The following is a 20,310-nucleotide window of genomic DNA, read 5'->3' on the forward strand; positions in this document are numbered from 1 at the left end:
AAGGCTCGCCTTACTCATCGCCCGAGTTCGTTGTGCTGCCGATCGGCGAGACGATATCGCTCAACGGAATGCGTTGGAATGTCAGCTGAGCCTGGCTTCCCTCGTACAGGATGCCGACTGTCTTTTCGTCGATCATCGTCATACACGAATACCCTGCGCCATTCCCTTCATCGAGCAGAACCTGGTGCTGCTTGGGCCACGTCGATCCACGATCCGCGGAGGCTTTGATCGTGATGTGATTGCGGCCACGCAGACTATTGGGATTCGAGAACAGCAGCCAACCGCCGACATCTCTTCCCACTTCCCTGTCTGCATCGATCAGACTGGCCATGCACGCTTGGGGCTCGATCAACGCCAGTTCCGACGTTGGGTGCTTTTGCCACGTTTTCCCCATGTCGTGTGTCGTCATCACAACCCGCGCCGAATCGCGGTTGTAGCGGCAGTTCAGCATCAAGACTCCCGGTTCGACTTCGACAACTTGAGCCTCGGTCGTATCGTCGAACGCTCCCGTTCCCACGTGCCATGTCTCGCCGTGATCCTTGGAATAGATGATTGTTGAATGCGGAAGCCGTTGCTGTTCGGGAGGGTCCTGGTACTGAGCCGCAAAGACGATCGTTCCGTCTCGCATCGTGATCCCCTTGCCTGGCCCCTGCAGGATGAAGCACCACTGCGGGCGTTTGATCTGTTCGGTGATATTGATCGGCAGCGACCACGTGAGCCCGTCGTCGTCGCTGCGGACAAGCATCAATTGGCCCGTCTCTTCCGGAGCCAAACCTTGCCCCGATCCCCGCCATGCCCGATCGCCGTGGCTCCATGTCCCCGCCACCCAGATCGTGCCCGTGTTGCGATCGACCAGCACCGCCGGGTCGCCAACGCCATCGTACTTCCACTTCGGATCGTCCCCCATGTCGATGATCGTTTTCATCGGCTCCCACGTCCGTCCGCCATCGGTCGAACGCGACATCCCAACATCGATATCGCCTGGCAGATCCCGGCCACTGCGATGACGAATATCGTAGACGCCGATCAACGTTCCTCGATTGGTCGTTGCCAGCCCCGGAATGCGATAGGTGTGGACGTCGTCATCCCCGTGTTGCCGCATCGCAACTCCCATCCGCTGCCGCTGTATCGGCGAATCGAGCTCGACCGTTTCGCCGTTGGAAAATTTTACCTGTTCAATCGTGGCACCGACCTGTCGATCGATGTTGGCATCTTCCCGAAGTCGACAACGAAGCCAGACGATGTTCTCTCCCTGCTCCAACGGCTGAGACGTTTGCAGCGTCGTGGCGGCGTTGTCAGCCAGCTCGACCGGCTCGCCATCGCCGACCTGCAGCGACTCGATCTGCTGCACGCCAACCACCCTCGCCCGCAACTCCACAATCGAGATCGGGTCCAGGATCCCCGTCACTTCGACCTTCAGCTTGACCAGCGAACTGGACTGCGTACCGACAAGAGCGGGAAGCGAAAATGGCACCAATTCGACGTTGGTCACCTTCTGCGGTTCAGCCGGTCCGATAGTGAGATCGTCGATCAGAATCCCCGCGTCAGCCGGACTCGTACATGTGAACCGCAACTGCTCCACACTGTCGTCGTTGATCGGGACGATCACGTGACTCAAAAACGACCGTCCGACGCGGACGACATCATCACCGCGAAAGATCTCCGCCCAATCGTCCCCCGCTTTCTTCTCAACCCGAAACGTAAAGGGAGCTCTTTGAGTCCAGCGTTCGGCTCGGAACGAGAGCGTACCGGAGGTGTCGACGGCATCGGGCAGTCGAAGTCTGACGACGGTCTTTTCACCTCCCGCTAGATGCAACGCCTGGCGTCCCGAGTGAGCATGTCTCGCACTGACCGACGCGACTCCGGAATCGGATGTCCAATTCCCCAGGTTGGTATCGAGCTTTTCAAACCGCCCCGATTTCACTTCCTCGAAACTCGTTGTCCTCGATCCGGAATCCGCTCCCGAATCGCGAGCCGCTTCGTCGGCCGAAACGCTCCCAACCAGAGACAGGATGCAGAGGATGGCCCAAAACCATCGAGAGGGGAACGCACATGAAGTCGTCATTTTTACGGCTTTCTGAATCGAATGCGAAAGGGCGAGGCCTTACTCCAGCCCATTGTTATCTCACGTTATAACATAAAGATCCAACATGCGATCGGCAAGCAAAACTCGATAAAAACCGACGAAACACCAGCGGCGATCACCAGACCAGCGAAGCGCGAGGGAGGGATGCAGCCCAATACTCCGGCGTCCGAACGATGGGTGCGATGGTCTCCTCAAGCAATCAAAAGACGCGACATCAAGCTGATCGTTTGCAGAATGACGGCGATGGTCGAAGCGAGCGTTCACAGATGGTTCCAACGCGCCGATGATGCTTGTAGTGTTTCCATCGCTCTTGGCTGCCTGGGATTCTCCTATAGCGGTGGTAGCCTCAGCTTGCGCACGACTTGCATGGGCAGAAACAGATGAGAAGGATTATCTTGAAGAGGCGTAAACCCGTACTTGAGATAGAACTGTTTCGCTCGGTCATTGATCGCATCCACTTCGACCGCTTGGATACCAATTTTGGCTGCAAGATATTCGACTCGCCGCAGCGCATCGAGCAATAAGAATTCTCCAAGACCTTGCCCACGCACCGTGGTATCGACGGCGAGCCTCCCGATGAGCACCACTGGTAAGTCGATTTGAGGTAACCCTCTGGCTTGATCTTTGGCCAACGCTTCGTAGACAACCGTGTGATTCGATAGGGCGTAATATCCCTTGACCGCATTCCCCCCATCGCCAACAAGTACATACGTCCGGGCAAGATCGCGTTTTTCATACTGGCTAATCTTCGTGGCAAGCCAATCGTTCAGAACGGCGACGCCACAGTCGAATCCGGTACGGACATGCTTTTTCCGCTCAAACGGCTCGATGCCCCACACATTACCCATCTAACCAATTCGCTTCTTGTAACGGCGAGCCGCGGCTTTTAATGCATCATTCGGCTTTGCATCCGCCGCACGGAGGGCTCCGAGAAATGCATCCCGATCCCGAGTGGATAGCCTTGTAAACTGAGCTTCTTGAATGACCTGACGCGCTTCTCGCACAACGGTCGAAACAGTGAACTCGCTGACCGTCTGACCGAGCGCGGTGGCCGCCTCTTCGATAACCTGCTTCAACTCGCTCGCCAAGCGAACATTGATTCGCGCATCATTTTTTGTAGTCGCCATGTGTTCCCTCGAAGCTAACAATCACAAGTGGCAAATTGCCACCTCAACATAAACCACTCCCCGCCGTACGTCAATATGCCACACAGTGTTCAGGTTGTCTGTTCGAGCAAGGCTCGCTCACTCGTCAGTAGTGACGTCCATTGCAGGTTGCGTCTGCCGCGACACAGGGCAACGTCGATGCTGAAGCGCGGGACGTGCACCGGATCGAATCGCATGCGCCCCGCCTGGAACACGGATTCAACCGCGGCTCGGCCTGCTACAGCAGACTGATCACCAACATGACCACCGCCGAAGCGGAGGCGATCGTGCGGACGTGGTTCCATCGTGTCCAGAGGCTTTGGTAGGTGCGCCAATACTCGATCGCTCGCGGCGAAGGCTCCGAAAATTGCTCCAGCTGGTTGTTCATGGGCACGTTGCGTGTTGCCGTTACGACGAAACCGCCGACCAGATAGGTGCTTGCTCCCGCAATTGCCCACTGCCATCCCGGTTGACGCTGTCCAAGTGAGCAAACGATGAGCCCCAAGCAGACGATCGCGGTTCCGAAAAATACAGTCAGAAACACCGAGTTCAAAATGGTCCGGTTGATCGACTGCATCGCATTGAGGCCTTCGGCCGACGACAGCTGGGACAGCGCTTGCATCACCGCAACCGAAAAGACAAAAAACAATCCCGCCATCAGGCCACAGCCCGCGATGGCAAGGATCGTGAGCGATTCAAGAAACGAGAATGGCGACATGCGGGAGCCTGGGTTCGAGTCTCAAAAAACAATATCGCGATTATCCGTCGCGACTCTCGTACTGGGATAGTTTAGTTTCCAGTTCGCGGATGCGGTTTTCCAATCGCTCCATCACCGGAGACACGTCGCGCTAGAGGAAACCTTTTGTGAATATGTTAAGGGCAGTTCACGTCCCACGCCTCGACGGTGAACAAGATCGCTCGTTCGATTTGAAACGCTGCAGCCTGCGCCGCGGAGAGGCATCTGCTGTCCGGCGGCAAGTTCATCTACAATCCCAGATCTAACGATCCCCACTGCCATGGACAACTCCCATGCGATGCAACCGATGGCTCCAACGCAAAGTGCTCTCCAAGACGGAAGGAAGTCGCGATGTCCGCGGATAGTTCGCAAACCGACGCACCGCTCGACGAAGGCCAGCCGCCCGATGAAGCCAAGCGGCCGATGCGTTTCGGCAAGGTAGCGATGACGTTTTTTGTCTGCCTGGGTCTGCTGGCGGGTGTCGGGACGTTTACGTTTGGATACGGCAAAGGGGCCAGCTATCTGAGCAACAATCCGGAAACCTGCATCAATTGTCACGTAATGCAGGACCACATGGATTCCTGGCAACAGAGCAGCCATCATCACGTCGCCGTCTGCAACGACTGTCACTTGCCCCACGACTTCGTTGGCAAATGGGTCACCAAAGCCGACAATGGCTTCTTCCATTCGCTCGCCTTCACGATGGGAGGCTACAAAGATCCGATCCAGATCAAGCCGCGAAACCAACGCGTGACGCAGAGCACCTGCATATCGTGTCATAAGGATTTTGTTCATCCTCTGCTGCCAGCGACCGCCGGGCACGACATGTTATCGTGCGTCCATTGCCACGCCGATGTCGGCCATGCCGGTCGTTAGATCGATCGCCCGACGCGGGATCGATTTCCCCGCCAGGCCGCGACGCCCGATCCGACACGTCGACTTTACTCGCCACACAAACTTCCACTTCGATTCGCCTTCAACCGATCGCCTCTCATGACAACTTCAGACAACCGATCACGCAGCCTTGGCTGGTTGGCATTGCTAACCGGCACCGTCGCCGCAACCACTTTTGGTGTCGTCGCGATTCTGGTGAACATCTTCGAACGCAAGCAGGAAGCGCGGACGCCGTTTGTCCGCGTCGTGGAGGTCGATGAGGTCAGCACCGATCCCAAACCGTGGGGACTGAATTTCCCGCAGCAATACGAAGACTATCTGAAGACAGTCGACGACGAATACACCGACTACGGCGGCAACCACGCGCTCCCCCCCAGCAAACTGGAAGAGTATCCGTGGCTGAAACGATTGTTCGCGGGGTACGCGTTCAGCATCGAGTACCGCGAAGCGCGCGGGCACGCGCACATGCTGGCCGACCAAGAGGTGACCCGGCGCGTGACCGAGGTCCAGCAAGCGGGAGCCTGTTTGCACTGCCACGCATCGATCATCCCGACCTATCGCCGTATCGGCATGGAAGAACTGGGGCAGGAAGTCACCGCGGCGAAGCTGGCCGAGTCGTTCAACCAAGAGGCGGTAATGGCCGGCTTTAAAGCGGTCAGCCAGCGGACGTATGAAGAGGTGCACGCGGAACTGGAAAAGACTCCCGACGGCGTGGTCGAAGCGGCCGCGGGCGATCCGCATCTCGGCAACGCGCATCCCGTCTCCTGCATCGACTGCCACGATCCCAAAACGATGGCACTCCGCGTCACACGTCCGGGCTTTTTGATCGGCATCGACAAACTCGCCAAGAGCGACGATCCGGTGCCGCATCTGCCCAGCATCGCCAAGTGGCGCAAAGCGGGCTCCAAAGGGACGTACGATCCGAACACCGACGCGACGCGGCAGGAACTGCGGTCGTTTGTCTGCGGCCAGTGCCACGTCGAATACTACTGTGCCAACAAGATGACGTTGACCTTCCCATGGAGCCACGGGCTGAAAGTCGAAGACCTGGAAGCCGAATGGGACAGCACGACCTTTCCGAGCGAGGAAGCGGATGAGACGGGCGAGCCGTTCTATGACTACGTTCATAAAGAGACGGGGACCAAGGTCTACAAGGCCCAACATCCGGAGTTCGAATTGTGGAGCCAAGGGATTCACGCTCGTGCCGGCGTCAGCTGCGCCGATTGCCACATGCCTTACGAAAAAGTAGGAGCGACGAAGGTCAGCAGCCACTGGGTTCGCAGCCCGATGGCGAACATCAACAAGGCCTGCCAGACGTGCCACAAGGTTTCCGAACAGGAGATCAAAGACCGCGTCGACCTGATCCAACATCGCACGAGCGACCTGATCGACCGTGCGGCCGCGGCGGTGACGGAGATGTTCGACGCGATCATCGCAGCCCGCGAGGCGGGAGCCAGCGACGAACAACTGAAACCGATCCGCGACCTGCAACGCAAAGCGATGTGGCGACTCGACTTCATCGCCAGTGAAAACAGCAAGGGTTTCCACGCCAGCCAAGAGTCGGCTCGGATCCTCGCCGAATCGATCGATTACAGCCGCCAAGCGATCGCTGGCTGCTACCAACTGGAAAGCGAGCCGGCGGCAGAGCCGGCTGAGAGCGACGCGTCCTAAATAAGCGACGCCGACGCGCGTGCATTCCTTTCGATCGCCAAGGGCAATTCTGCGGCGATCGGAAGCGATTTGGATGGTCCGATCATGCGGATTCTGCCGCAATTCGCCTTCGTTTCCCCGCGACTCGCCCACAAAATGGGACCAGCCAACGGCAGCGTCTCAGCTTGCCCTGCGTTCTCGATTAAGATGGCACAGCGTCGCATTGGCTGCCGCAGTTTTGTCGCTGCCCCAGCAAATGCGACCGCAACTGATTTCATCGCCTGTTCAAATCGCATGGAAACCCACCTAATGACAAAGTCGTTCTATACGTCCCTTCTTTCGCTGGCCCTGCTGGCCGCCTCTACCACCGCAGCGCTGGGCCAGTCGTCGCCGAGCGCGTTGACTTTTAACGATCCCAACCCGCAGCGGTACCAATTCAAGGCGCGAGCCAGCGAGCTGGATCCGCGAGTCCAAGCGCATCCGGAGATCGGTTTCTTGATCGACAACAAGGATGGCAAACCGGCTGATTTCCAACAAGCAGCGGTCGACACCCGCGTCGCGCCCAAGGGAAAACTGGTGATTTGGTTGATGGGGCACAACCAAGGTCTGTTCGATCGCTGGAACAGCTACGGCTTGCACGCGATCCGTGTCCACTACGCCAACAAATGGTTTTCGATCTGCTGCCGCGAAAATCCGGTCGGCGAGGAATGCCGCGGCAACATCCGCTTGGAAGCGGCCACCGGCGAAGACTTCAGCAGCGATGTCGACATTCCCAAACCGGACGGCATGATGGAGCGGGCGCTCAAATTTGTGCAGTGGCTGGCGAAAGAGAATCCTCAAGGGGGCTGGGATTACTTCTTAACCGAAGATGGCAATGGCCTCCGCTGGGAGGACGTGATCATGTCGGGCAGCTCGCACGGTTCGACGACGGCGGCGCGGTTCGCCAAGCATCAGAAGGTCAGTCGAGTCGTCGCGTTGTGCGGACCTCGCGACAACTATCAAACCTGGCAATCGCTCCCGTCTGCAACTCCCGAGAACCGATACTTCGGCTTCTCTCACGTGCTCGACGGCGGTTGGACGGCAGATCACTATTGCCGCAGCTGGGAGATGCTGGGGATGAACAAATTTGGTCCGATCGTGAACGTCGACAAGATCGGACCGCCCTACCAAAACACCCGTCGATTGATCACCGACTTTGATGTCGACGGCAACGCTCGCCGAGCTCACAGCAGCGTTCAACCAGGCGGCAGCGCGGGCAAAGACGCCGATGGCAAATACATCCACGAAGCGGTCTGGAAATATTTGTATACCCATCCGGTCGACGTGGTTGGTGAAGCCACGCCGCCGGATGCAAGCTGTATCAAGAACCAACGCTAAAGTATCTTGCCCGCTTACAAATCGGGTGCATGCGCCCGATGGTCTAAGCACGAAATGCTTATCTGCTCCAACAATTGCGGGGAGCAAGGACATGCTGAATTGGTTTTATCCGTTCGGCGCCGTAGAATACGGTGAAACGGAACCAAGCTGGCATGAGTTCACCACCGCAACCGACCGTTTACGTTATTGCTGGGCCTAACGGAGCCGGTAAGACGACATTCGCAAGTCGCTATTTGCCGAATTTCGCGGGTTGCCAGGAATTTGTAAACGCTGATTTGATTGCCTCTGGGCTGTCACCGTTCAACCCCGAGTCACAATCGGTTGCTGCCGGTCGCTTGATGCTAAACCGTATCGAAAGTTTGACGAGAAAAGGAACATCGTTCGGATTTGAAACAACGCTTGCTGGTCGTGGACATGTTAAACGGCTGCGTATGATGAAAAAACTTGGGTACCGAGTGTCCTTGTTTTTTATCTGGCTTCCCTCCGTCGATCTCGCCGTAGCTCGAGTTGCAACGCGGGTCAGAGAAGGTGGGCACAATATTCCAGAACCGCATATCCGGCGTCGTTACCAACTTGGCATCAACAACTTTGCGTCGCTATATAAGCCAGTTCTCGACGAATGGGTTATCTACGACGGATCGAGCCGCCCCGGTGAGATCATTGTCGGAGAGCAGGACAACGTTCGCCGAGTCTATGACGATGCGCGGTTTGCTGAACTCAAACAATTGTCCCCGGAGCTAATGCGATGATTCGAGACAACACACCCGAGCTAGTACGTAAGGCGAACGCCGCAATGCAGCAAGCAGCCGATGACGTTCTTGTTCGCGCCCGCCAGCACAACACCCCGATCGTCCTTTGGCGTGATGGCAAGGTCGTTGAAGTCGATCCGTTTTCAGAGGAATTTGACCCGCCGTCGAAAGAGCCACCAGCAGCAGGAACGGAATAGACGACGCGTATCGACACGTGTATCGATTCGTTTCCGTAACAATCGGCCACCATCCGGTCGACGTGGGTGGTGAATCCACGCCGCCGGATGCAAGCTGTATCAAAAAACAACGCCAATAATCATCGCGTTGCCGCGGTGGTTATTGAACCTCCAACAGCAGACTCTCCGAATGACTGTTGAACTCCGGTGCGTACATGCACTGGATGTTGGCGAATCCCGATTGATACCTGCCTCGCAATTGAACGCGCGTCGAATATTCGAAGACGTACGTTCCCTTGGGCAGGTAATCGATGAAGAAGTGGCTGGCCGTATCGCGAGTCGATTCGTAGTAGGCCAGTCCATCTTGGTACTTGTAACGCGATAGCACATTCACCGGTTCGGTGCCGCTGCCGCGCTGATCCTTCAGATGCAGATACTCCATGTCGCGGTCGGTCTTCAAAACGATCCGTACGACCAATTCATCGCCGACCGCAATCGGCCCGTCGACAGGTTTCAGAACCGGTCCATCTTTGGTCGTCTCTTTCACGAACAGCTGCTTGGTTAGCGTCAGCGGCGTTCCATCGTGAGGCGTGATCTTGGCGATCTCCTCCATGTATTGCCACGTCACGCTTCCCCACGCAACGCCTTCGTCGACCTTAGTGACCGTGATCTTTCCTTGTTGCGGCGTCACCTCCGCACCGGAAAACCGCTGCTCATAAAAGCCGGTTCCCGCTTCGACATCTTTCGGCTCGACCGTCTGGCCGCCCAGATCGACGCGGACCAATTCGCTGGACGCCAACAGGTCGGTTCCTCGCAACAACAACGCATAGACCGCGTCGGCTGTCGCTTTACTCGTCTTCCAGTCCTGCGTTTGTTTTTGTTTCAGCAGCCAAACTTTGCAGTCTTCGACAGCCGCCGCATCGTCCATCACTTCGTCAAACGCTTCGATCATCATCGCTTGCGTTTCGATCGGAGCTCGGTACCACCACCACGATTCTTCGGTATCGCGCCAGAACATTCCCATTTCTTCGTCACTTACCGATCGCTCTTTGATCGACGCCATGATGCCGACCGGCGTCTTCAAATCGCCGAAGCGTTTCAAGGCCACGGCAAGATGGGCTTGCGACTGGCGGTTGTTCAATTTCAACCAATACTGCTTGGCTTGTTGCAACCAATACAGGACAGCGGTTCGATGTTCCGCGGCGACAGGTTGATCTTCCAGGAAGAAGCTGCGGCCATACAGATACAACGCGATCGTCGCGGTCAGATGATTATCGTCACGGTTGCTTTCCGCGATATTGGTGTACTGCTTGGTAACCCACGCATCCAATCGGGTCAGCGACTTCACCGCCGCCGAGGTATCAACGTCGACGCCCAAGTGACGCATTCGACCAAAACCAGTGGTGATGTAAAGCGTGATGTAATCGTTTGCAGGACCGCCGGGGAACCAAGGCCACGCGCCGTCGTCGAGCTGTTGATCGGCCAGCTTCTTCAGCAGCCGAGCGGTCTCGTCGTTCAAGCGGTTATCGTCGAACAAGATCCCCACGTTGCGTCGAGCTTCCGATTCGGATTCCGCTTGTCGCAGCCAAGGCGTCTCTTCGATCATCACCGCTTTGAGGTCCTGGTTCTTCATCAGCGGACTCTCCAGCGCCGGAGTCCCACGCCATTGTTCAAAGACGCGATGGATCTTCGGATCGCTGCCGGCGATGTGCCGCGCCAATGCGTTGGCATATAGTCGACTGAACGTCTGCTCGCTGCACTGGTGCGGGTATTCCATCAGATAGGGCAACGCCATCACAGCGTACCACGACGGGTTGGAAACCATTTGAACGTCCAACGATTGATGACGCAGCGAATCGGAGTCGCCCGATTTCAGCAGCTTTTCAAAATCGAACTCCACTGTTTGTGGACCGCGAATCGGCAGCGTTTGCGATTCGGTCACCAGCACACGTTGCGACAAGACGGGCAGATACCCTTCTTCTCCGTCGGACAATCGTCCCGTCGAACCGACCGCTTTGTAGGTCAAGAACCCGATTCCGTCGGGAATCTGAATCCGCCAAGCCAACGACTTCGATTGCCCCGCAGCGATCTCGAACGCTTGATCGCGTTGGTCGTTGCCGATCGCCGCGTCGACGCTGTCGCCGGTTCGCGCTTCGGCAAAGCTCAAGCGCACCGTACCGGTCTGACGCGTCGGCGATTGGTTGCTGACTTTGACAGTGAATTCCAACACGTCCCCCTCGCGAACGAATCGCGGCGGATTGGGTTGAACCATCAAGTCTTTTGCCGTCACCACGGTATCGGTCAACAGTCCGGATCGCAGTTCGTTGTCGTGAGCGAAGCCCATGAACCGCCACTTCGTTAATGCCTCGGGCATCGTGAACTCCATCCGCACCGTGCCGTCGTCGCCGGCGATCAAATGCGGAAAGAAGAAGGCGGTTTCGTTGAGGTTCTTCCGTGCCGAAACGTTTTCCAGATCGACCTCAGCCGCTGGCGGCTGGTCGTCGGCGGGTGCCCCTTCGGCAGCGGGAGCACTCGCGACCTGCGCGTTGGAATCCTTTGCCATTCCCTTGGCCATCGCCATCGGCGCTGGAGCGGCACCGGCAAACGAATCGGCTTCCATCATCCCGAGGCCACCAGCAATGCCTCCGCCTCTTCGACTACGGAACTGAACATTGCCCCGCATGCCGTAGATCGCGTTGATGATCTCGCCGGGGAACGATCGGTAGATGAGCGACGCATCGCGGGCATCGACGTTCCAATTGAAGAGCAGACCTTGCAGCTGCTTTTGTTGGTTTTCAAATTGCGAATAAACGTTGCTGCGGTTGTGCCGGAAGACATGGAATCCATCGGCCCAATGGTGCGGCAGATAAGCATCCAGCGACGCGTCGTACATCCCCGCGACCATCTCGGCGGCGGCTCGCTTTGCATCGGGAGCGTCGATCACCGCGGTCCAGGTTTGCTTTTCCGCCGGTTCCAGTTTGGAGACAAAGTGCTCCCAGCGAACCGTCAGTTGCTTGTTGGTCCAAGGGACTCTGATCTGCCACGATTCCAGATAGGCTCGGTTTTCGCGAACCATCGTCGTCCGCAGCGTCAGCCCGCCGCGCATCCCTTCTTCGATCGGTTGTTTGATCTGAACCTGAGTCACTCCGGGGGCGGTCCAGAAACTCTGCAACACCCCGCCCCGATGTTCGATCTCGACGAACGCGCGAGCGGTGTCGTATCCGCTTCCCCAGACGCCCTCGAATTCGCTGCCCGGTTGGACCGACCAAGCGGCGGAAGCCAACAGGTTGGGGATCTTGATCGACAATTGCTTTGCATTGGGATCGAGCACTTGGATTGGCAACAACGCGGTCACCGACTTGCTGAATCGATCCTTCGTTTCGAAGACCGCTCGATAGATGCCAGCTTTCAATTGAACCTCAGCTTCCGCTTGCCCGCTGGCGTCGATCTGAATCGCTTTCTCAAACGCGACCTCCCCTAGCGCCCACGAATTGGGATTGGCGGGATCGGGTTTCGGAGCGTCTGCCAAATCGATTGGGCTTCCCGCTCGGCCGTACATCGGCCGCGGTTGGTTCGACAATCTGCCGCGAGCTGGCCGTTCGGGCTGCTGCAGCGCATAGACCTTCAGCACGCCGTCGGCCGCGATCGCTTCGCCATCCAGAGTGGTAGTGCTTAGTTGGATTTTCGTCGGTGCGTCGGTCGTCTGCCAATCGTCGCTGGAAACCGACGCTCGCAAAGCGACAAAGCCGACGTTGACTTGGCGGCTGCCCGAACGCGTTTCGCCCGTCGTGTCGACGACATCGGCGTAGATCGTGAACTGGAATGAGGCTTCGCTTTCGGGCGATACCGACGGATCGGGACGGGCGTCGAAGCGGATGTCGAAGCTGCCGTCGGCGGCGGTTGTCGTCGTTCCGTGAGCGATCTCCTGCCCGGCATCGGGAACTTGCGGGATCCACCAACAACGCCACGACCACCAGATCGGATAGCGGACTTCACGGACGACGCGCCAGCGAACCTCGGCAGCATCGATCGCCGCGCCGGTATACGCCTTAGCCGATCCCTGCAGATTGACTTCACCGCCAAGCCGAGCGGCTTCCTTAGGTGCGTCCAGCGAAACCAGAAACTTGGGTCGCTTGTACTCTTCGACAGTGACTTGCGTTGCTCCATTCGGTTCGCCAGCGACATGGATCGACATTCGCCCCATCAAACGATCGCGCGGCGCGTTGAAGCTGCCGCTGAAACTTCCGTAATCGTTGGTGCGATGTTTCTGCCGCTGGATCTCTTTTCCATTGACGTCGTTGAAGACCACTGTCAATTCGCGACCGGCGATCGTCGCGTAATCGTCCTTCTGCTGGTCGACTCGCAAACAGATCCCCTTGTATTGGATCGTCTGCCCCGGGCGGTAGATCGATCGGTCGGTGAAGAACCGTGTCTGTTCATCGGGTCGAGGTTGTCGGTTGTTCTGGTAACTGTCGACGTTGTGTATCGAAGAGAGTGCGTTGTCGCCATCGACGACGTGAAAGACCATTCCTCGCAGTCGTTGGCCACGGAATTCAAACCGCCCGTTTTCGTCGGTCTTCGTCGACGGAAGCGGTTGGCGGCGGTTGCCGTGGTTCGTTCGCTGCCACGCTCGCACGTTGGCATTGGCCAGCGGATCGCCGCTGCGGGCATCCAAGACAAAGCCGTCGACGAATCCATCGCCGTTGTGATTTCGCAATACGAGAGCCAGATCGCTAACCCAAATCTCCGTGAACGACACTTGGTTGTCGGCGCGGACAAATTCGGGATGGTGGCTGGCGATCAGATAATAAGCTCCCGGTTTCAAATCGTCGGGCGTCGGCAATTCTTCGACGCGTTCTTGGTAATCGGTTGTCGCTGGCAGATCGGCATTCCAAGCGGTAACCGGCGTGCGAGCCAGTAGTTCCTGTTGCTGACGCTGATCCAATTGCTCTGAATTCCAGCGTTCGGATTGGACAAAGGCTTCGAAATCAAACGGGACCAAGCGGAAGTAGATCTTGGTGACGTTGCGGTATTGAACGTCGATCGTCGACAGTGGTTCGTTCCAGACTCGTTCGGTCGAAACCTGCGCCGAACGGGCTTCGATCTGCTGGATCAAGTTGAAACAGAGAGCTCCGCCAACGCTCTTGGGAAAATTCTCAAGCCCTTCGCTGGCGATCTTATGCGCCTCGACCAAGTCCCCTTCGTCGCGAATCGTTTGCGCCAGTTGCGCGTTGCCTCGAGCAGAGATCTCGTGCCCGGCGGTCGCTTCGATGAATCGTTTCAGCGACGCCTTAAATCGCGAACTCTTCTCTTCGCCAAACGCCTTGTTGTTGCCAAACACCAAACGGGACAGATCGGCATCGTAGAACGCCGACTTGTCATCATCGTCTTGATGGAAGACCAGCAGATCTTGGTACAGCGTGATCGCTCGCAGCGTTGGCGATTTCGCGTCGTCGGTCGGAGGTTCCCAAGCGATGAAGTCGGCAGCCGATGCGAAGATCGGGCTGTCGGCTTGCAGATCAAAAGCATCCTGCGAACGGGCACCGGCTTGCTCGCCCGCGGCATAGAAATCGATCGCGTCGAAAACCAGGAAATCGTAAAGCGTCGGGCGGTAGGCGTCCGGTGCGGTCCCCTTGTTTAATAGCGCATCGTATTGATCGATCGGCGTCTTTTGCAGCGCTTCGGGAGCGGCGAGGGCCAGCCGGAAATGCTTGTCGATTTCAGCCAGGATCTGCGGCAACGCCCAGGTGGTAAAGTCGTCGCTGGGGGAGGTGGCGGTTTCGGTGCGCTGCATGAACCGCCAGCGATTCTGCTGGAAATATTGCCAGTACCAATTCGCCAGGATCGCCTGCATCACAGGCCGCATCGGCTCGGGAGCCTTCTCGATCTCGGCGGTCATCCGAGTGACTTTTTCCTCGGGCTTATCCCCTTGGATCGCCCCTTCCAAAGCGATCCGTTGGCTTATCGCTTTGACAGCTTCGGCGTACGCCTTGTCTTGCAACGCGCCATCGATAATCGGCTGCAACGCCTCGATCGCGGTCTTGGGCAAACCTTTGTTCATCGCGTCTTCGACAGCCTTCCATTGAGTGTCTCGAGGTCCCACCGCCGAGGCGACCGCAAATGCGATCAGCATGGAAAGGCAGGGGGCGATTAGCCGTAAATGAGTCAAGAGTCTGATCCTTCCTACGTGTTGAATAGCTTCGGTGCAGAGCACGGAACGTGAAATCATAGGCATGGACGCCAAATCCGACCAATGCGCACCCGAGAAAGTCGACGAATTTTGAAATCTATTCGGCCTCCACTCCAACGATTTACGTTCATCCCCGCAGCAGGACCGCCCCGTTGGGGCTACGTCGTCGTTTGTGTCGCTCCCCAACCCCAGGGCGTTGCCCTGGGCTGGCATACCGCCGGCCACGTTGGGCCTGTCGAACAAGAACGATGTTGGGCGCGATCGTTTAAACGCGGCGGCAACGCCCCGCGCGTCCACACCCACCGCCGCGCTGGCGCACCGCCGCCCACACGCACCGTCGCCCACACGTACCGTCGCGTCGCCGTGACGTGACGGAACCGCGGCGCAGGGCCGCCGTCGTTTGTGCCGCTCCCAAACCCAGGGCGTTGCCCTGGGCTGACGTACCGCCGGCCACGTTGGGCCTGTCGAACGAGAACGATGTTGGGCGCGATCGTTTAACCGCGGCGGCAACGCCCCGCGCGTCCACACGCACCGCCGCGCTGGCGTACCGCCGCCCACACGTACCGCCGCCCACACGTACCGCCGCGTCGCCGTGACGTGACGGGACCGTGGCGTAGGGCCGCCGTCGTTTGTGTCGCTCCCCAAACCCAGGGCGTTGCCCTGGGCTGGCGTAGAGCTACCCCGTTGGGGCGGTGCACGAACGGTTACAACGCACCGAATCGGATGGCAAAGCGTTTGGCGTATGCGTCGGTTCATCGCCGCGGACATTCAGCCAACCTCCCACGGGACCAACGGACCGGACGTTCAGACAACGTCCCACACGCCCAACCGGGCCGACATGCAATCAACATGCGTCACGCTCTACGAGTCCGCCATCCAAGCAAAATCAGGCCCAACGGGGCCGGCCGTATGCCAGCCCAGGGCAACGCCCTGGGAAAACCGATGCCCACAAAACCGTTTCAGGCCCAACGGGCCGGCCGTACGACCATGCGAGCAGTAGCGGAAGTCGTCCCCGCAAAACCGAAGCCGCTGCAATTGCCCGCCTCGCACGACACCTTGAATTATTCTGCCATGTCCCATGTCGAACCACGGATCGATCGATGCGGATCGTTTGGCAGAATAATGGGGGCAGAATGATAAGAGGGAATAGCGAACAACCAACCTCATCTTCCGCCGGCACATCACACCAAAATTATTCTGCCTCCATCATTCTGCCACTTCCCATGCTGGACTACGGATCGATCGAGGCGACTCGTTTGGCAGAACAATCGGGTCAGAATGACAAGAGGGAATAGCAAACAACCAACGTCAACTCCCGCCGGCACACACAAAAATCATTCTGCCTCCATCATTCTGCCACTTCCCATGCCGGACTACAGATCGATCGATGCAGCTCACTTGGCAGAATAATGGGGGCAGAATGATAAGAGGGAATAGCGAACAACCAACCTCATCTTCCGCCGGCACATCACACCAAAATTATTCTGCCTGCATCATTCTGCCACCATCATTCTGCCACTTTCCATTCGGGGACCACGGACCCGTTAGCACACAGCCAAGTCTCGCTGCCGTCTGCCGCCCAAGATTCTTCGGCTAACAAGATCATTCCTGCGATGCAGTTGGCGTGATGAATCGATCGTCGAAGACGCGGGCGGCCGAGACCTTGTCGGCATCGACAAGTTCGATTTCGACCATTTGATCGATCAACGTCTGCCATCGCGCGGCGGTCATCTGGCCCAGCGGCGCGGCGGGATCTTCGCGATCGCATAACGGGCGAATCTGCTCTGCCCCAAAAGCGAGCGCGCCGGCATCCATGTCGGGATTGATCGAATCGATCACAGCGTTGGTTTCCGCCGGGTCGTCGAGATACTTCTGCCAACCGCGAGCGCTCGCCCGCACGATTCGCTGGGCCAGGTCGCTCTGCGTATCCAACGTCTTGCGGCTCGCAACCAGCACGCTGGCGTACGGGTTGTATCCGATCTCGGAGACCATCAGCGTGACCGGATCGGCTCCCTGCTGTTTGGCGACATAGGGCTCGCTGAAGATGTAAGCCTGTTGGGCGAACCGTTTGTTCGCCAAGAAGGGGCCGATGCTGCCGGGATAGGCGATCGTTTCGACGCCGGTCAGCGGCAGATGCTTCTGCATGTATTGAAAGAACGCCGGGCCAGTTCCGATCGCCAACGTGACGTCTCGCAAATCGGCCAGCTTCGAAATCCCCGATTCGCGATGGACCATGATGCATCGCGGCGTGTTCTGGATCGGTGCGAACAGCGCGACAACCTCCGCACCGGCTTGATGGCCAAACAGGACGCGATCGGCATTGGTCACAGCAAATGCGGCTCGCCCCGCCGCAACCGACTGGACGACCGGGACGTTTGGCCCGCCGGGCAACAACGTCACCTCGAGCCCTTCGTCGGCGAAGAAGCCATGCACGTCGGCCGCGTAATAGCCGCCATGTTCGGCTTCGGGGAACCAGTTCAATTGCAGCGACACCTGCTGCAATCCGGACGCTTCGGAGGTCGATCCGCCGGCCGAAGAATCGCTGCTGGACGAACAGCCCGACAACAGCAACGCGATGCAAATCATCAGCGACACGGATTTCAATCGCGCAGCGGTTATTGGCGACAACGTTCGATTCATACTCAAGATTCCAAGATGTGAACTATTGGCCAGCGGCGAGATTCCATGTCCCCTCGCCGATCAGAACCGCTTGATTTTGTAGGGTCAGCTGGGTCGGCGAATCGCGATGAACGGACGACTGCATCAACACGTCGCCGTCGATTTGCAGCGACAGCGGAGGCAAATCATCCGCGGGAGCGGAAAATCGCGAAACGACAAACTTCGGTCGGCCGGTGGGAGCTTGATATTGTAGCGCGAACAACGACCGCGTGGGATCGCAGAGGACCGACAGATTTTTCCAATCCAACAACGACTCCCGCTGCCATGTTTTCCGCAGCGCGATCAAGTCGCGATACCACTGCCAGATCGCGGCGTCTTTGATCTGAATCGACTTGGATTTCGCAAACGCATCGCCGTGGCTCGGCGCGATCGCACCTTTCCATTGGTGATGCGGGTATTCGTTGCGACGACCGCGGTCGACGGCGCGTCGCAATCGCGGATCGCCGAAGTCGACAAAAAACATGAAGGGTGCGTCGCACGCGTACTCCTCTCCCATGAAGATCATCGGGATCGATGGATAGAGCATCAGCAACGGGATCGCGGCGCGTTGGGTTTCGGTCGAGGTGAGTTGATGGAAGCGGGAGCCATGCGGATGGTTGCCAACACAATCGTGCGTCTGCAAACCGCAGATCAGCGATGGCAAAAACGAGAAGTCTCCCTCGGCGTGCATCTGACGGCGGACTTCGCTATCGATCCGCGTGACCTTGGGCCCGGTGTGCAGGTAGCCGTGCTGCAACGCTTCTTCGATGTCGCTCGCTCCAGCGTAATGGCGATGCGCGAGATTGATCTCCGGAACGGTGTGGGAATAAATCGCGTGCATGATATCGTCGGCCCAGATCGCATCGTAGGCGGTCCCGTCGGTCGGCGAGACGAGCGCGTGATCGTAGATGTTCGCTTCACCGATCAAATGAATCGGGCGATCGACGGTGCCAGCAAAATCGGTGACCGCGTGACGGATGCTGCGGAGGATCGGCTGGTCGCTGTCGTCGAACATGAAATGGACCGCATCCAAACGCAAACCGTCCAGATGGTATTCGCGCAGCCAATAGATGGCGTTCTCGATCACAAACCGCCGCGCCGCTTCGCTATTCTCGCCGTCGTAGTTAAACGCGTCGCCCCAAGGCGTGTGGTGTCGCTTGGAGAAATAGGGACCGAAGTCGTGCAGGTAGTTCCCCTCGGGCCCCAGATGGTTGTAGACGACGTCCAAGATCACCGCGATTCCGGCGGCGTGACAGGCGTCGACGAAGCGTTTGAAATCGTCGGGCGTCCCGTAATTTTCAGTGGCTGCGTACAGTTGGACTCCGTCGTAACCCCAGTTGCGCGAGCCCGCACACTGGGCCAACGGTAACACTTCGACAGCGGTAATCCCTAGCGAGACAAGCTCTTCGATCCGATCGATCGCCGCCAGATAAGATCCCTCGCTTGTAAAGGTTCCGAAGTGCATTTCGTAGATCACCAGGTCGCTTTTCGCGACGCCGCGATAGTCCGCATCGTGCCACGGATATTTGCGATGATCGACGACCATCGAAGGGCCGTGAACGCCTTGCGGCTGGAATCGCGAAGCGGGATCGGGCCGGCTGACACGATCGTCCAACGAGATCTGATACCGATCGCCGCCACCGATTCCGCGGACCGTGCGATGGAAGTATCCATCCTCGTCGGGCTGGATGCGGAAGCGTTGGACTTCGTCGCCGTTCTGCTTTTCGATCGCCAGTCGCCCCGCGTAGGGAGCCCAGATATTGAAGTGGGTCGCGTTGCAGGAGACCGGGACTGCGCCCAGCGGATCGCTGGAACGAGACTCTTGTTTTTCGGGCGGCACGAGTTCGAACCAACGACATCCTTCCAAGACACCCGACGTCGCTCGAGCCTCCGACAGATAGAATCGATCCAACGTATTGCCGGTGCGGTGCGCTGCATAAACTGTCGACGCGATCTCCGGTTCGGCATTGCCAACGACGATCGTGCGATATCCCGCGAGGAAGACCTCCAAATCGTTGCCACCGTCGCCAGCGAAGACAACTTGATCGCGATCATTGCCGCTGCGATCCAACCACCACTGCAAGGCGTAGGCTTTGGAAAGTCCTGCCGGCAGGATGTCGACCAGCCCTTCGCCCCAATGGAGATTGAAACCCGAGATCACATCGCAATCGATCCCCGAGTCGCGCAGACGGCTTTGAATCGTGGCAACCGTCGCTTGCAGCGTCTTTGCTTCGGCGAAGTAGCTGATCTTGAACTGGTTCTGTTTTTCGGTGGCGCGGAACCGCAGGTCGACGAGATCTCGCAACAGGTAGGAGACGTCGTCGGTCGCAAAGCTGGCGAAGTTCGCTTCCAGATGCGTTTGGAAGTCGGGCAGGTAGTCGAAGCCACCGTCGTCGTTGCGGACAACGATCGTCGTGCCGCCATCGCAGATCGCGACTTCGGGTGCCGGAATCTGAAACGCCTGCAACGCTTCGATCATCGCCGCTCGATCGCGCCCCGTGACGGGAATCACTTGCACGTCGTTGTCTCGCAGATTTTCGAGCAAGGTTTGCAGGTCGGCGATGTGAGTCGGATCGTCTTGCAGCGGCAGCAGCGTACCGTCCAGATCGGTCGCGAGGATCGAGCGGGGGCGAATGGGCATAGGTGGGA

At 58.1% G+C, this 20,310-nt stretch carries 12 protein-coding genes; 5 read left to right on the top strand and 7 right to left on the bottom strand.

Features of this window, described 5'->3' with window-relative positions; all coding sequences use genetic code 11:
• Positions 1-10: 10 nt before the first annotated feature.
• The 4 genes from CA51_RS18385 to CA51_RS18400 all read right to left on the bottom strand — a co-directional run bounded on the left by CA51_RS18385 (position 11) and on the right by CA51_RS18400 (position 3,949).
• Positions 11-2,065, bottom strand: coding sequence for a sialidase family protein (locus tag CA51_RS18385; RefSeq protein ID WP_145122675.1), 2,055 nt, complete (start codon positions 2,063-2,065; stop codon positions 11-13).
• Between the two features lie 350 nt (positions 2,066-2,415).
• Positions 2,416-2,934 (bottom strand): GNAT family N-acetyltransferase, encoded by a 519-nt coding sequence (locus CA51_RS18390; RefSeq protein WP_145122676.1) that lies wholly within the window; start codon positions 2,932-2,934, stop codon positions 2,416-2,418.
• Entirely contained in the window at positions 2,935-3,213 is a 279-nt protein-coding gene (locus tag CA51_RS18395) for a type II toxin-antitoxin system TacA family antitoxin (protein ID WP_145122677.1), read from the bottom strand.
• A 256-nt stretch (positions 3,214-3,469) separates the two neighbouring features.
• Positions 3,470-3,949 (bottom strand): anthrone oxygenase family protein, encoded by a 480-nt coding sequence (locus tag CA51_RS18400; protein ID WP_145122678.1) that lies wholly within the window; start codon positions 3,947-3,949, stop codon positions 3,470-3,472.
• Between the two features lie 441 nt (positions 3,950-4,390).
• Here CA51_RS18400 and nrfH point away from each other — a divergent pair, with 441 nt between their 5' ends.
• The 5 genes from nrfH to CA51_RS18425 all read left to right on the top strand — a co-directional run bounded on the left by nrfH (position 4,391) and on the right by CA51_RS18425 (position 8,834).
• Positions 4,391-4,843, top strand: coding sequence for a cytochrome c nitrite reductase small subunit (nrfH, locus tag CA51_RS18405; protein WP_145124239.1), 453 nt, complete (start codon positions 4,391-4,393; stop codon positions 4,841-4,843).
• A gap of 117 nt (positions 4,844-4,960) precedes the next feature.
• Positions 4,961-6,532 (top strand): ammonia-forming cytochrome c nitrite reductase subunit c552, encoded by a 1,572-nt coding sequence (locus tag CA51_RS18410; RefSeq protein ID WP_145122679.1) that lies wholly within the window; start codon positions 4,961-4,963, stop codon positions 6,530-6,532.
• 288 nt (positions 6,533-6,820) lie between these two features.
• Positions 6,821-7,888, top strand: coding sequence for a BPSS1187 family protein (locus CA51_RS18415; RefSeq protein ID WP_231745770.1), 1,068 nt, complete (start codon positions 6,821-6,823; stop codon positions 7,886-7,888).
• 131 nt (positions 7,889-8,019) lie between these two features.
• Positions 8,020-8,637: an ATPase gene (locus tag CA51_RS18420; protein WP_338052303.1), complete on the top strand. Its 618-nt coding sequence runs from the start codon at positions 8,020-8,022 to the stop codon at positions 8,635-8,637.
• A complete protein-coding gene (locus tag CA51_RS18425) occupies positions 8,634-8,834 on the top strand; it encodes a hypothetical protein (protein ID WP_145122681.1) in 201 nt (66 codons plus the stop codon). Before CA51_RS18420 ends, CA51_RS18425 begins: the two co-directional genes overlap by 4 nt.
• Before the next feature lie 139 nt (positions 8,835-8,973).
• On the opposite strand, the gene CA51_RS18430 is transcribed toward CA51_RS18425, so the two are convergent.
• The 3 genes from CA51_RS18430 to treZ all read right to left on the bottom strand — a co-directional run bounded on the left by CA51_RS18430 (position 8,974) and on the right by treZ (position 20,302).
• Positions 8,974-14,946, bottom strand: a complete 5,973-nt coding sequence (locus tag CA51_RS18430; RefSeq protein ID WP_231745771.1) for an alpha-2-macroglobulin family protein — start codon at positions 14,944-14,946, stop codon at positions 8,974-8,976.
• Positions 14,947-16,605: 1,659 nt separating this feature from the next.
• The gene (locus CA51_RS18435) at positions 16,606-17,589 is read right to left on the bottom strand and encodes an ABC transporter substrate-binding protein (protein WP_231746206.1); all 984 of its coding nucleotides are present in this window, start codon (positions 17,587-17,589) and stop codon (positions 16,606-16,608) included.
• Between the two features lie 76 nt (positions 17,590-17,665).
• On the bottom strand, positions 17,666-20,302 hold the full coding sequence (gene treZ / locus CA51_RS18440) for a malto-oligosyltrehalose trehalohydrolase (RefSeq protein WP_145122683.1): 2,637 nt from the start codon (positions 20,300-20,302) through the stop codon (positions 17,666-17,668).
• Positions 20,303-20,310 lie beyond the last annotated feature (8 nt).

Origin of the sequence: Rosistilla oblonga (genome assembly GCF_007751715.1) — a bacterium.
GTDB classification, from domain to species: Bacteria; Planctomycetota; Planctomycetia; order Pirellulales; family Pirellulaceae; genus Rosistilla; species Rosistilla oblonga.